Annotated in this window: 15 protein-coding genes; 12 read left to right on the forward strand and 3 right to left on the reverse strand. The window is 54.7% G+C overall.

The window, feature by feature from the left end; all coding sequences use genetic code 11:
* Positions 1 to 78 precede the first annotated feature (78 nt).
* Together HHJ17_RS05170 and HHJ17_RS05175 are read left to right on the forward strand one after the other, a co-directional pair.
* Positions 79 to 660, forward strand: coding sequence for a hemerythrin domain-containing protein (locus tag HHJ17_RS05170; RefSeq protein ID WP_296503278.1), 582 nt, complete (start codon positions 79 to 81; stop codon positions 658 to 660).
* Positions 661 to 751: 91 nt separating this feature from the next.
* Positions 752 to 1,516 (forward strand): IS30 family transposase, encoded by a 765-nt coding sequence (locus tag HHJ17_RS05175; protein WP_296503276.1) that lies wholly within the window; start codon positions 752 to 754, stop codon positions 1,514 to 1,516.
* A gap of 99 nt (positions 1,517 to 1,615) precedes the next feature.
* Here HHJ17_RS05175 and HHJ17_RS05180 read toward each other — a convergent pair whose 3' ends face one another.
* Positions 1,616 to 1,882 carry a hypothetical protein gene (locus HHJ17_RS05180; RefSeq protein ID WP_296505154.1) on the reverse strand — a complete coding sequence of 89 codons (267 nt, stop codon included), beginning with the start codon at positions 1,880 to 1,882 and terminating at the stop codon, positions 1,616 to 1,618.
* Positions 1,883 to 2,343: 461 nt separating this feature from the next.
* On the opposite strand from HHJ17_RS05180, the gene HHJ17_RS05185 reads away from it, so the two are divergent.
* Positions 2,344 to 2,805: a hypothetical protein gene (locus HHJ17_RS05185; RefSeq protein WP_296505155.1), complete on the forward strand. Its 462-nt coding sequence runs from the start codon at positions 2,344 to 2,346 to the stop codon at positions 2,803 to 2,805.
* Between the two features lie 421 nt (positions 2,806 to 3,226).
* The gene (locus tag HHJ17_RS05190) at positions 3,227 to 3,478 is read left to right on the forward strand and encodes a DNA translocase FtsK (protein WP_366557522.1); all 252 of its coding nucleotides are present in this window, start codon (positions 3,227 to 3,229) and stop codon (positions 3,476 to 3,478) included.
* On the opposite strand, the gene HHJ17_RS05195 is transcribed toward HHJ17_RS05190, so the two are convergent.
* The gene (locus HHJ17_RS05195; RefSeq protein ID WP_296505157.1) at positions 3,475 to 4,305 is read right to left on the reverse strand and encodes a hypothetical protein; all 831 of its coding nucleotides are present in this window, start codon (positions 4,303 to 4,305) and stop codon (positions 3,475 to 3,477) included. The genes HHJ17_RS05190 and HHJ17_RS05195 overlap by 4 nt on opposite strands.
* A 104-nt stretch (positions 4,306 to 4,409) precedes the next feature.
* Between HHJ17_RS05195 and HHJ17_RS05200 the strand changes: the two genes are divergently transcribed.
* The 6 genes from HHJ17_RS05200 to HHJ17_RS05225 all read left to right on the forward strand — a co-directional run bounded on the left by HHJ17_RS05200 (position 4,410) and on the right by HHJ17_RS05225 (position 9,801).
* Positions 4,410 to 4,655: a hypothetical protein gene (locus tag HHJ17_RS05200; RefSeq protein WP_296505158.1), complete on the forward strand. Its 246-nt coding sequence runs from the start codon at positions 4,410 to 4,412 to the stop codon at positions 4,653 to 4,655.
* Between the two features lie 26 nt (positions 4,656 to 4,681).
* The gene (locus tag HHJ17_RS05205) at positions 4,682 to 6,178 is read left to right on the forward strand and encodes a DUF2779 domain-containing protein (RefSeq protein WP_296505160.1); all 1,497 of its coding nucleotides are present in this window, start codon (positions 4,682 to 4,684) and stop codon (positions 6,176 to 6,178) included.
* A gap of 13 nt (positions 6,179 to 6,191) precedes the next feature.
* A complete protein-coding gene (locus tag HHJ17_RS05210) occupies positions 6,192 to 7,163 on the forward strand; it encodes a WYL domain-containing protein (protein WP_296505162.1) in 972 nt (323 codons plus the stop codon).
* Between the two features lie 46 nt (positions 7,164 to 7,209).
* Positions 7,210 to 7,653, forward strand: a complete 444-nt coding sequence (locus HHJ17_RS05215) for a hypothetical protein (RefSeq protein WP_296505164.1) — start codon at positions 7,210 to 7,212, stop codon at positions 7,651 to 7,653.
* Between the two features lie 482 nt (positions 7,654 to 8,135).
* On the forward strand, positions 8,136 to 8,579 hold the full coding sequence (locus tag HHJ17_RS05220) for a hypothetical protein (protein WP_296505165.1): 444 nt from the start codon (positions 8,136 to 8,138) through the stop codon (positions 8,577 to 8,579).
* Between the two features lie 415 nt (positions 8,580 to 8,994).
* Positions 8,995 to 9,801, forward strand: a complete 807-nt coding sequence (locus tag HHJ17_RS05225) for a MipA/OmpV family protein (protein WP_296505166.1) — start codon at positions 8,995 to 8,997, stop codon at positions 9,799 to 9,801.
* A gap of 13 nt (positions 9,802 to 9,814) precedes the next feature.
* Here HHJ17_RS05225 and HHJ17_RS05230 read toward each other — a convergent pair whose 3' ends face one another.
* The gene (locus HHJ17_RS05230; RefSeq protein ID WP_296505168.1) at positions 9,815 to 10,714 is read right to left on the reverse strand and encodes a LysR family transcriptional regulator; all 900 of its coding nucleotides are present in this window, start codon (positions 10,712 to 10,714) and stop codon (positions 9,815 to 9,817) included.
* A gap of 107 nt (positions 10,715 to 10,821) precedes the next feature.
* Here HHJ17_RS05230 and HHJ17_RS05235 point away from each other — a divergent pair, with 107 nt between their 5' ends.
* Complete coding sequence (locus tag HHJ17_RS05235) at positions 10,822 to 11,859, forward strand: cupin domain-containing protein (RefSeq protein WP_296503255.1); 1,038 nt, start codon at positions 10,822 to 10,824, stop codon at positions 11,857 to 11,859.
* Positions 11,860 to 11,880: 21 nt separating this feature from the next.
* Entirely contained in the window at positions 11,881 to 12,591 is a 711-nt protein-coding gene (locus HHJ17_RS05240) for a fumarylacetoacetate hydrolase family protein (protein ID WP_296503252.1), read from the forward strand.
* Positions 12,592 to 12,605 lie beyond the last annotated feature (14 nt).

Consider the following 12,605-nt stretch of genomic DNA (forward strand, 5'->3'; position numbering starts at 1 on the left):
ATGCTGCGTATTGGGTCGCTTGAATCAGGTGGTTTTAGTTATCATCTGTCACTACTTTTAAAACAGGGGAGACGCATCATGGCGCACGAAAGCATTCGAATTATTCACGACGAGCACGCTGCGTTGGCGGCGATGTTGCGTTCCATTGGCATGATGGTTGAACGTGGTCCTGGCAACGAGCCTGAAAGTTTTTTTGATGTATTGCGGGCCATGCTGTTCTACATTGACGAGTTTCCGGAACGGCTGCATCACCCCAAGGAATCAGAACTGCTCTTCCCCCGCGTCGCCCGATTGGCGCCCGAGACCACGGAGGCCATTGACCGACTGGAAAATGACCATGTCAAGGGCGAATCGGCAGTGCGCGAGTTACAGCATTTGTTGTTGGCGTGGGAGTTGGTTGGTGAATCCAGACGTGTCGCTTTTGAGAAAGCGGCAAAACAGTATCTTGCTTTTTATCTGGAACACATGCGGCTGGAAGAGACCGTGATTCTGCCCGCAGCCCAAAAGGTATTGAGCGACGCCGACTGGAAAGAACTCGATGCCGCATTTGCCACCAATTGCGATCCCCTCACCGGCAAGTACCCGCGTGACCCGGTGTACGACCGGCTGTTCACGCGTATTGTGTCGCGCGCGCCCGCACCAATTGGCTTGGGGGATTAACCCCCCAATATCAGACGCGTTCGATGATCACCGCAATGCCTTGGCCGACGCCAATGCACATGGTGCACAGCGCGTAGCGGCCGCCAATGCGGTGCAATTGATTGATGGCCGTCGTTACCTGCGCCTGCACCTCTCGCCCCAGCAGTGCAGTGGGCGACTCAGGCTGGAGAAAGCCATCAGCATCAGTGCCGAGTGCATTTACCAACACGCCTACCAAGACAAGGCGACAGGCGGGGACTTGGTGAGTTACCTGCGCTGTCAAAAGGTACGCCGCAAACGCTACGCCAGTGGCCAGGAGCGCCGAGGCGTGCTGAAGAATCGCATCGGTATTGAGCAGCGTCCCACCGTGGTGGACAAACGCAGCCGTATTGGCGACTGGGAGGGGGACACCGTCATTGGCAAAGGGCACCAGGGTGTGCTGGTCACGCTGGTGGGGCGAAAATCTCGCTATACCCTGGCCTGCCAGTTGGACTCGCGCCACAGCGCGAAGGTCACACCGGCCATCATCGCGCTGCTACGGCCCCACAAGGCCAAGTGCAAGACCTTGACCTTTGACAATGGCAAAGAGTTCTCCGAGCATGAATTCATCGCCCAGTGCTTGAAGGCCCGGGTGTACTTTGCGCATCCGTACTGCTCCTGGGAGCATGGGCTCAATGAAAACCACAATGGCTTGTTGCGCCAGTTCTTTCCCAAGCAGACCAACCTGCTCAAGGTGAGCCAGGATGAGGTCAATGAGGCGGTGTATCGGCTTAACCACCGACCTCGCAAGTGCCTGGGCTATCGCACCCCGCATGAGGTCTTTTATCGCTTGAAAATGACTCCGCTTAAACTTCCTACTGATGCACTTTGTAGTTGAATCTGCGACGTTTTAGGCCTCTAGCCCCCGTACAACATGCGCATGAGGCTATGTATTTTATAGCGATTCAATGGCTGTCCATTGGAACCGGTCGGTCCCTTAGCTCTCGAGGAAGTAAATGTCTGGCTTGTCGACCACCCCAACTTCTTGCATCTTCTCGCGTAGGTCTGCGGAAGCTGCAAACGCCTTCGCTCGATTGATATCTTGCACTTCAAAAAGAATAACAACCTCGTTGGCATCGTCCGAGTTTCGAAGTAGATATTTCTCTGTGAGACCTGCTTCGGTGCGTTTTGACTGGTGGCCGTCGTAACCAGTCTTCCAAGTCTTGAATTCCTTGACTTTGTGCCTTATCAGCAAGAATGCCATGAGGTACTCCTTTTGTAGCGGGTGCCAGCAGATTACGGGTGTCCAGGCGTTGCTGACAAATGCCTAGGCTGTTAAATCCTGAACCAATTGAAGACGAATCGCTTGATAAATCTCATAGGAACGAAGTGAGTGGCAAACAAAAAATACGTAACGCACGTCGCTTGAATGACTGCAACCGTTTAGGTTTGTGGAATGCCAGCCCGTAACCACTGACCGGAGCGACTCAGCCCAAGCCTGAGGGCAGGCGTCGTAAAACCTAAACGGAAGCGGTCAGTCGAAGTGCTCCTCCAATTTCAAAATTGGCTTGTTTGAAGCCTAGAATCAAAAAAGAACAATCTGCGGGGTTTGTCGAAATTTTTATATCTGCAAATAATCCGAGAAAACCACTAAAACCAAGGCTAAAAGCCACTCTCAGGGGAAATTCATGACCAGTATATGGAGCAAGGTTCAGTATATATAGCATGTTTTTCTCTATACATTACGTTAGAACTGGAGAAATAATGCACTGTGATCTTGTAGTTAGTACATCAATCGCTCCAAAAACTATATCAGCTACAAATATTGATGATTTCAAAGCCCAACTTGAAGCGTTGTTAATAGAATCAAAGCAACAAAGGGGAATTGTGTACATATGGAAAACACAATCTGATATACCAAGATTAAAAGGGAAAAACCCCATTATTTATATCGGGAAAGCTGATGGAAGCTTGTACGATCGCTATATAAATAAAATTACCCATGAGGCAAATGAGTACTGGGACAGGTACCATCAAATAATATCCGCCTACGGAAATATATATATAGAAATATTTGAGTCAAAAGATCCAAAAAAAACTGAAAACAATTTCTTATACCAATATCATCAGCAATTTATGGAGTTGCCGCCTATCAATTTGCAAAGTTACAAATATGGCCTGCTCTAACCCATCATTCAAGCGGGACGCCTAACGGCGCCCCTTAATTCAAACGTTAACGACTGCTTAGTAGCGAAGTGAATGGCTGCAATCAGTCTACTAAAGTCAGTGCCCGAAGCGGTCGGCCATAAGCCTGAGTCTGAGTGTCGGCAATGGAATGTAAAGCCGACTGCCAGTTCCCTCTGATGAGGTTTGCTTGCCGAGCAGAAGCAACCTAACAGCGTGAATGAAGTATTCGGTTTTTGATAAAAATCACCCCACAGGCGACACATCTCATCGCAGTGTTGATCCATAGTCTTCTCTTATCAAATTAATCAGAGAACTCACAATGAATCGCCGCCTTTGCATTCACACACTCATGTCAGTCACGGTCTGTGCATTGCTACCTAGTGCAACATTTTTTGCTGAACGGCAACCGCTTGCAGCCTCATTGCCACGCACCTCCAACGAACCCACTGAACCGGGCGCGCAAGAAATTGCGCCAGACCCGTTGTACGCCCAAGCAGTGGCTGTGGTGATGATCAATCAAAAGGCCAGTATTGGCCTGGTTCAGCGCCACCTCAAGTTGGGCTACAACCATGCAGCCCGCTTGCTTGAGGCGATGGAACAAGCCGGACTGATTGGTTCAAGGTATGTGAATGGTTATCGCCAAATTTTGGACTGTGGCATCCGGGAAACTTAACCGTACTCAGCGACACACGCCAGCATCGTATTGCGGTGAATTTCCAGCACGCGGGCCAATGGCTCTTGATAGCCACCGGCCAGATTCCACACCACCGGGATGCCGATTGACTTTGCCACAGAAAAAACGATACGGTCACGCACGGCCAATTCGTTGGTGGTAAGAAAACCGCCCAGCGGGTCATTGATGTGCGGGTCAGAACCTGCCTGGTAAATCAGCAAGTCGCAGTCAGCAAAGCTGCGTACCACTTGGGGCAACTGATCAATGAATGGCTCCGCGTCAGTTGGACTCCAGTGTTCTTGCGAAACAAGTCGAATCCAATCAATATTCAGCACAGCCATGATTTCAGCCGTGCCATCGCCATAGTGTTGGTCGCAGTCAAGAATGCCGACGCGTTGAACTTTTCCCTCCAGCTTTAAGGCCAATGCCGTCACCATCAGCCCATTGAAGGTGCAGTAACCGTAGCCGGTTTCATACCCCGCATGATGAAACCCTGAAGTTGGGGAACAGGTGACCAGTCCATTGTTCAAGGCACCACGTGCGGCTGACAGCAGTGATCCGCAAGTCCAGGGTAACGAGTCCGCCACGTCCCGCTGACGGCCACGAAATCCATTCATCAGTTCGCAATTCAGGATGCCATCCACGTACTCGTGTGAATGGGCCAGCGCAATCTGATCGCGACTGGTCGGCAGGGGCTCCACGATGTGGATAGGTAAACCTTGCTCGATCCAGTTCGCCACCACCAAAGCCGGTTTACGTGGGCTGGGGGACGAACTGTCCGGGCAGGATACCTGTTTAGGTGAGTAATAGACGTCGATGCAATCCATAAGTGCCTCGTTGTGTTGGGTCAATGTGCCAAGTATTCACAGACGTACGACACAGTGTGACGCACCCATCCTGACAATGACGTCAATCTCTCAAAACCATCGCCATGACAAACCACCCCACATCCAGCTGGTCTGAAAGACTGCAACAACAAACCCGTGACGCTCTTGAACAACTGCCCGTCACTGCGGACGGCGGTCTGCACTTCAAGCACATAACACTGGGCGGTGCTTATGCGACTTACGACGATCTTTGCAATGACCGTCTGATATTGCTCGCCCAAAAAGGAGGCAATGCATACCGTTTTGCAGAGGTAGATGCCCTGCTGCAGGCGGGCTGGGCGTTAGACTGACAAAAAAAAACAGGGAGGTGCGCACTATGCGCAATTTTTCAAAATCAAAACTGCTGGCGCTACGCCAGTGTCCCAAGCGTCTGTGGCTGGAAATTCATCGTCCGGATCTGCGCGAGGACTCTGATGCCACGCAGGCGAGCTTTCAGATCGGCTACCAGGTGGGCGACATCGCCCATCAAATTTACGACCCAGAAAATCTGGGTGCGCTCATTGACGTGCAAAGCGAGGGGTTCCCTCGTGCGTTCGAGCGCACCACGGAACTGCTTGGCACCCCACAGCCCATCTTTGAAGCCGGTTTCTGTGCCGGTGGCGCACTGGCCTTTGCTGACGTCATGCTGCCTGAACAACAAGATGGCCAACAGGTCTGGCGCATGGTCGAAGTCAAATCCTCCACCAGCGTCAAGGACTACCACCGCGACGACGTGGCGGTACAAGCTTTCATCGCCAAGTCAGCCGGCGTGCTATTGCAGTCCATCGCCCTGGCGCACATTGACAGTTCGTGGACCTATCCGGGTAATGGGGACTACAGTGGGCTTTTGGTCGAGGCCGACCTTACGGCAGAAGCCTTCTCCCGCACCGACGAAGTCAAAGGCTGGATTGCGCAGGCGCAAAGCGTGGACGCCATGCCATCCGAGCCAGTCATCGACATTGGTGCCCATTGCGAAACGCCTTTTTCCTGTGGCTTTTATGACTATTGCAGCCGCGACGAACCGAAAGCACAATATCCAGTCTATTGGCTGCCTTACTTTGGCGCCAAAGCACAGCAGTTAGCCGCCCAGTGTGTGATTGAGCTGGCAGACGTGTCCGACGATCTGCTCAACGCCAGGCAACTACGGGTGAAGACCCATACCTTGGCCAACACCGTGTTCTTCGATGCGGATGGCGCCGCCGCCGAGTTGGCGATTCATTGCCTGCCCGCATATTTTCTGGACTTCGAGACCATTCAGTTTGCCGTGCCCATCTGGCAAGGCACGCGCCCTTACCAACAAAACACCTTTCAGTTCAGCCTACACACCTTGTCGGAAGCGGGCCAGCTTGAGCACACCGAGTTTCTTGATATTTCTGGCGGCGACCCGGCCGAGCCATTCGCCCAAGCTTTAATCGCTGCCTGCGGTGAAAGCGGGCCAGTGTATGTGTACAACGCCGGGTTTGAAACATCGCGCATGAGTGAGCTGGCCACGCGCTATCCGCAATTCAGCGCATCGCTGCTGGCCATTAACGCCCGCGTCGTGGACTTGCTGCCCATTGCCCGTGAGCGCTACTACCACCCGAGCCAGCAAGGCAGTTGGAGCATCAAGAAAGTGCTGCCTGCCGTGGTACCAGAACTGCGTTATGACGCTCTCGATGGAGTGCAAGACGGCGGCATGGCGATGGAGGCTTTTCTGGAAGCGATTCACCCCGACACCCCAGCCGAACGCAAAAACCAGATCGAGCAACAACTGCTGGCCTATTGCAAGCTCGATACCTACGCCATGGTGCGCCTGTGGCAGGTGTTTGCTGGTCGCACTGACCTGAAACTGTAGGCCCTACATCTGTATGTCCAAACGACCGAGCCCCCACGAAACATTGCAGCTTTCAATCGAACTGCTGCATTCCATCCCCAAGCGCGGAACCATCACCGCCACTGAGCTACAGAAGAAACTGGCGAATGATGGCTTTGCCCGCGAGCCGAGAACGATTCAGCGTCTGCTCGAAAGCCTGTGCGATGCTGACCTGTACGGCATCGAGCGGGACATGAGCAGCAAACCCTACCGTTACCGCTGGAAAGAGTCAGCCAGGGGCTTGACCATTGGCAGCCTGAGCCCGCAGGAATGCCTATTACTCACGCTGGCTGAGCAACAACTGGGCAGCTTGCTGCCGACCAAGTTGGTGAAGTCGATGGACGGGTTTTTTGATCAGGCCCGCAGCCAGTTGGGCGAGACGACCAAAACCCAGCGCGAACGCGAATGGCTGGACAAAGTGCGCGTGGTCAGCACCAGCCAGCCGCTGCTGCCGCCCAAAATTGACCACGACGTGTTTGAGCAAGTCAGCAATGCGCTGTACGGCAACCAGTGGCTGGACGTGGATTACCAAAATGCGGCGGGTAATAAGACCAATTCCAAGGTCATGCCGTTGGGTCTGGCACAACAGGGGCCGCGGATGTACCTGGTTTGCCGGTTTGATGGCTACGACGATGAACGCTGCCTGGCGCTGCACCGCATGATTTCGGCCAAGGCATCTACCCTGACGTTCGAGCGGCCCAAGGATTTCGACCTCAAACACTTCGATGACGATGGTCACTTTGGTTATGGCGATGGCACACAGATTCGCCTGAGTTTTCGGATTGAGAAAAGCGCAGGGCTACACATCGTGGAATGCCCGCTGTCTGTTGATCAGCAGGTGGTGGAACTGGATGACGCTTACGAGATCACGGCAACGGTGGTGGACTCGGATATGTTGGACTGGTGGTTGCTGGGGTTTGGGGATGCAATGTGCAAGGTCTCACGGAGTTCGTTGACGGGTCAATAGATTCCGGAGTTAGATGTTTGATTAGCAATAGTTACTGGAGACATAAATGGCACGATTCACGCGTGAAGAATTACAAAAACGAGCTTTTTTTCGGACTGCTTGGGTTTTACAGAATTTTTGGGAAGAGCAACAAGATGAGAATCCGCGGGGAACGAAGGCAGATGTGCATTCGCGTTTATTTGACACGTTGGTTCATGAACCTTTAATTCTGATCGGGAAATCAACAAAGGGCGGTGGTCATAAAGAGCATCTTGTTCCGTGTGCACTAATACGCAACCGTGCCTTTGAAATGTTTCACGATGGGAAGCAAGTAGAAGATGTCGCTGAAATGATTGGTACGTTCTTACGAATAGCTCACATCTCTCCAGATGAGGCGCGTTTACTTGACATTGAACTTAAATTAAAAACAACAATGCCAGTTGACTGGAGTTTCGAGACTGGGTCCGTTTTGAGTCGACTGGAAAAGGCTGGCATTAAGCTGGTCGAATGACCCAAACTAATATGAATAGCCACTTCATGGATTGCGCAATGCAGTTCTCAGCCTTGATTCGGCGCTGGCATCTAAGCTGTGACAAAAACATCAGCATGATTCCTAGGTCAAGTGAAGCGTTAATCTGGAATCAACATTAAGGAGATTTGAAATGGGAACTAAATGTAAGTTTTGCGGTTCGTCAAGTTTTGGAACTACATCCAACTCTGGTCATCCTCATGGATGCCATGAACATACAGGCGTAGATTTGAAGCACTGCGTATTCTGCAACTCAACCAGTTACGGAACCACGTCAAACTCGGGTCATCCCGATGGATGCCACAAACATGGAAGTGATGGTCAACATTGCATCTATTGTGGATCGACAAGCACCGGTACAACCTCCAGCTCAGGTCATCCAAATCGGTGTCATGAAAGATAGCCCTTGTATATGGGGCAACTAAGCTCGTCTGCGTCATTTATTGATAAACCGGAGCAAAGCGATGCAAGCTCAATTTCAGACGGAATTTCTCCAGCGGTATCCAAATTTTTTCCGCTCACCGGGAATGCGTTTGGTTGACCCTGATGTCATTCCCGGTCTTTTGGTGGATGACCTGGCCCCGTTTGATCAGCGTGGCATCGAATGCGAAGACGGCTGGTTCGACTTGATTGATCGGTTGAGTCGTGCCTGTGAAAACGAAATCGGAATGCTTATTGCGAAGGACGTGCCCAAGGAGCGCTGGCCGCGCGTCGCTCAGATCAAAGAAAAAATGGGTGGCTTGCGTTTTTACGTCAATGGCCCACTCTCTGACGAATTACGGACGCTGATTTTGCAGGTCGAAAATATTGATAGCCTTTGCACATGCGAACGCTGTGGCGCACCTGGCAAATTACGTGAAGGCCGGTGGCGGCACACTCATTGCGACAACTGCGCCGCTACAGAATAGGCGACCCTTCGTTTCGGTGCCGACCATTTGCCGCAGGTCGGCGTCGGCTTTGAGGTGTAGACCGGACTTTCAATGGAACCATCGTGGATTACTGGAGTTGGTCGAGTCCGGATACCTAATTGGTTGAAATCGTGGCGACACAGCTGACTGTCGGGCTACTGATGGCAACGTCAGGTCTCGGGCGGGAATTTTGAATTTCTGTAGACCCGCTAACGCTACAAACCTGTCCTTCACTTCTTGCAGGTAACTGATATGTAATCTGCCAAGACTAAGCATGAAATAGGCCTCCAGCCCCCGTGTATTCTACGCAATACGCTATTAATTAAATAGCAAACTCTCCTAGACAGGAATAGGCCCGGCGTGATGCATGATCTGCCCATTGATTTCCCCAACCATTCGCCCCTCGGAGTTTTCTGTGACCCTTGCCAATCGTTCTCTCAAAATGGCGGCGCTCGCCGCCGGTTTGACCCTGACCACCCCTCTGGTGTTCGCCCAGGCCTTTGACGCCGTGCGTCTTTACGGTGCCGCACCCGGTAGCGACGGTGGCACCGTGGGCGCCGCCGTGCTCGCCACCCGCCAATACCAGGGCTCCGACGAGCACCGCAACCTGCTTGTTCCGCTGCTGGACTACCAGTGGAAGAATGGCTGGTTTGCCGGCACAACCAACGGCATCGGCGTCAACTTGTCCAGCCGCCCGGACCTGGACTATGGCTTGCGCGTAACCGCCGATTTGGGCCGCGCACAAAGCCGCTCCAGCGCGCTCAACGGCATGGGTGACATTGATGCCAAGCCGGAGTTGGGTGGCTTCTTCAACTACGCCATCAATCCCCAGATGGTGCTGACCTCATCGCTGCGCTATGGCGCGGGCAATAACAGTCGGGGCATGTTGCTCGATCTGGGTGCGGCTTACGCCCGGGCGCTGGCGCCGCAGTGGCGCCTGGGCCTGGGCGTGGCCGCCACTTTTGCCAACGCCGAATACCAGCAGTCCTACTTCGGGGTCGATGCGGTGCAAAGCCTGAGCAGCGGCTACGCCGTCTACACCCCTGGCGCCGGTCTGCGCGATGTGCATGCCAACGTGTCCGTGACCTACCAGCTGAACCCCCGCACGGCGATTACGACGGCCGTATCGGCCAGCAGCCTTCAGGGCGATGCCCAGAACAGTCCACTGACGCGCCAGCGCGATAGCGCCACCGGCATCGTGGCTGTTTCCTACGGTTTCTAGCGCAACGGGGCCTTCAGGCGGCGTCAGACAACAGCTCTGAAATCACGCCCCGCAACCAGCGCGATCCCGGGTCGTGGTGGTAGCGCTCATGCCAGTGTTGCTTAACCGCGTAATCGGGCAGCGCAAACGGCACCGGCAGAATCCGGAACGCACCGCGTCCCTGCAGCACATCACCCAGACGCTTGGGGATGGTGATGAGGAGATCGGTGTGTTCCACCACGAACGCCGCGCCGAGAAAATTCGGGATTTGCAGCGCAATTCGCCGCTTGATGCCTTGCCGCGTAATTTCGCGGTCGACGATCAAGGGCGCTGACCCCGATGAGCTGATCACCACATGGTCCTCCGCTTCGTACTGTTGCAGGCTGAGTTGATCGGTGATGCGGGGATGATCCGCGCCCAGCATGCAGACAAAACTCTGCCTGAACAGCAGTTGCTGATAAAAACCGGCTTCCAATTGCGGCATGAGTCCGAGCGCCAGATCGGCCTCGCCGCTCTGCAGCATACGTGCTGTGTCTTTGGACAGCGGAAAAATCTCGATGCGGATGGCCGGGGCCGCCACCCGCAGCTTTTCCCACAACTTGCGCAGCAGCACCAGCTGGCTGATGTCGGTCATGCAGATGCGAAAAATTCGCTCCGATGATTGCGGGTCAAAGTCATCGCGGTGACCGAGCACCACGTCGAGTGCGTCCAGCACCGCGCGCACCGGCCGCACCAGCCCCTCGCCAAACGGTGTGGGCTCCATGCCGCTGGCGGTGCGCACAAACAGCGGGTCACCAAACTGATGACGCAACTTGGACAGGGCGACACTGGCCGCCGGCTGGCCCAGTTCAAGCGCTTCCGCCGCCCCCGAGACGCTGCGGGTCTTGTAGATTTCATCAAACACGGACAACAGGCGGATATCGATGGAGTTCATGGTGGCAGCACTATGCGAATTTTGAATACGACATATTAACTTCATTGGATTTACAGTAATTTGGTCCGCTTCTACGATCCACTCCATCACACAATGAAGGAGACAACATGCAGGAACTTGGTCGTCTGGAAGACCTCCCCGAGGCCTATCGCGCGGCGCTGACCGAGCAGAACCTGGTGCCGCTGTGGCCCAGCTTGCGTGCGGTTTTGCCACCGGGCAAGCCGATTCCGCGCACCCGTCCGATTTGCTGGCCCTACCAGGGCTTGCGCTCGCTCTTGCTCCAGGCGGGCGAACTGACCCCGATTGAAAAAGCGGAACGCCGCGTGCTGGTGCTGGCCAACCCGGGCCATGGCCTGGAAAAGATGCAGGCCAGCGCCACCATTTATCTCGGCATGCAACTGTTGTTGCCCGGCGAATGGGCGCCCGCCCACCGGCACACGCCGAACGCCGTGCGCATGATCGTGGAAGGTGATGGCGCCTACACCACGGTCGAAGGCGAAAAGTGCCCGATGAGCCGCGGCGACCTGATTCTGACCCCGACCGGCCTCTGGCACGAGCATGGTCACGATGGCGACCAACCCGTGGTCTGGCTTGATGTGCTGGATCTGCCACTGGTCTATTACATGGAGGCCTCCTATGTGACCGAAGGCAAGGCGCAAACCGTCACCTCAGAGGCTAACGATCAGGCTTACCAGCGTGGCGGTGTGGTGCCGACGCCGATGTTCAACCGCGCTGGCCAACCGTTCCCGATGCTGCGCTATCCGTGGGTGGATGTTCGCGCGGTGCTTGAAGCGCTGGCACTCAGTCAACCAGACATCGAAGCGGTTCAGGTGGCTTATGTGAACCCGGAAACCGGTGCCGACTGCCAGAAGATTCTGGGTTTCTCGGCCCTGATGCTGCGCCCCGGTGAGCGGCTGCAACTGCCCGCCCGCTCCTGCGCGATGGTGTTTCATCAAATAGAGGGCGGCGCCGATGTCAGCCTGGAGGGGCATCAGTTCAGCCTGGCGGAAGCCGACACCTGCTGTATTCCCGGCTACACGCCGGTGACCTTGGCCAACCGTTCCAAAGACCACGCCGCCTTTGTCTTCATCGCCGATGACGCGCCGCTGCAGAAGAAGCTCGGCCTGTACGAAGTACGCACTTAATTTAATTTCAGGACAGAAAAAATGACTCAAACCAACTTTTTATGGAACCCTCCGCTCGTCAACTCACTGCCGGTGCAAGGCAGCGATGCGCGTTTTCCGGTCAATCGCATCTTCTGCGTTGGCCGCAATTACCACGCGCACGCCATCGAGATGGGTCGCCCGGTGGACAAGACCACGGCCCGGCCTTTTTACTTCACAAAAACGCCCTCCGCGTTGGTGGAGTCGGGTGCGACCGTGCCTTATCCGGCCGGCACCAGCAACTACCACTTCGAGATGGAACTGGTGGTCGCCATCGGCGCGCCTGGTTTTCGGGTGAAGGAAGCGGATGCGCAGCGCCTGATTTACGGCTACGCCGCCGGCCTAGACATGACACGTCGCGACCTGCAACTGGTGGCCCGCGATCAGGGCCGTCCTTGGGATCTGGGCAAGGATTTTGAGAAGTCTGCCGTCTGCACCGAGATCGTGCCCATCGGCAATCTCGGCGTATTGAGCAAGGGTGCCATCAACCTGCAGGTCAATGGTGAAACCAAACAAACCGGCGATCTCAGCCAGTTGATCTGGAATATCCCGGAACTGCTGGTTGACCTGTCCCAGTTCTATCACTTGGTGCCGGGCGACCTGATCTACACCGGCACGCCCGAAGGTGTGGGCGCCGTTAAGAGCGGCGACAAGATCACCGGCCATATCGATGGCGTGGGTGATGTGGCCCTCACCATCGGCGAAGCCGAATAAGAACGAGAGAGACA

Origin of the sequence: Rhodoferax sp. (genome assembly GCF_012927445.1) — a bacterium.
GTDB lineage: Bacteria > Pseudomonadota > Gammaproteobacteria > Burkholderiales > Burkholderiaceae_C > Rhodoferax.

Bases quoted from the DNA above. Each gene is read 5' to 3' on its own strand.
- HHJ17_RS05230 (WP_296505168.1), bottom strand. From the start codon at position 10,714: ATGAACTCCATCGATATCCGCCTGTTGTCCGTGTTTGATGAAATCTAC.
- HHJ17_RS05185 (WP_296505155.1), top strand. From the start codon at position 2,344: ATGTTTTTCTCTATACATTACGTTAGAACTGGAGAAATAATGCACTGT.
- HHJ17_RS05210 (WP_296505162.1), top strand. From the start codon at position 6,192: ATGTCCAAACGACCGAGCCCCCACGAAACATTGCAGCTTTCAATCGAA.
- HHJ17_RS05200 (WP_296505158.1), top strand. From the start codon at position 4,410: ATGACAAACCACCCCACATCCAGCTGGTCTGAAAGACTGCAACAACAA.
- HHJ17_RS05220 (WP_296505165.1), top strand. From the start codon at position 8,136: ATGCAAGCTCAATTTCAGACGGAATTTCTCCAGCGGTATCCAAATTTT.
- HHJ17_RS05205 (WP_296505160.1), top strand. From the start codon at position 4,682: ATGCGCAATTTTTCAAAATCAAAACTGCTGGCGCTACGCCAGTGTCCC.
- HHJ17_RS05195 (WP_296505157.1), bottom strand. From the start codon at position 4,305: ATGGATTGCATCGACGTCTATTACTCACCTAAACAGGTATCCTGCCCG.
- HHJ17_RS05180 (WP_296505154.1), bottom strand. From the start codon at position 1,882: ATGGCATTCTTGCTGATAAGGCACAAAGTCAAGGAATTCAAGACTTGG.
- HHJ17_RS05170 (WP_296503278.1), top strand. From the start codon at position 79: ATGGCGCACGAAAGCATTCGAATTATTCACGACGAGCACGCTGCGTTG.
- HHJ17_RS05235 (WP_296503255.1), top strand. From the start codon at position 10,822: ATGCAGGAACTTGGTCGTCTGGAAGACCTCCCCGAGGCCTATCGCGCG.
- HHJ17_RS05240 (WP_296503252.1), top strand. From the start codon at position 11,881: ATGACTCAAACCAACTTTTTATGGAACCCTCCGCTCGTCAACTCACTG.
- HHJ17_RS05215 (WP_296505164.1), top strand. From the start codon at position 7,210: ATGGCACGATTCACGCGTGAAGAATTACAAAAACGAGCTTTTTTTCGG.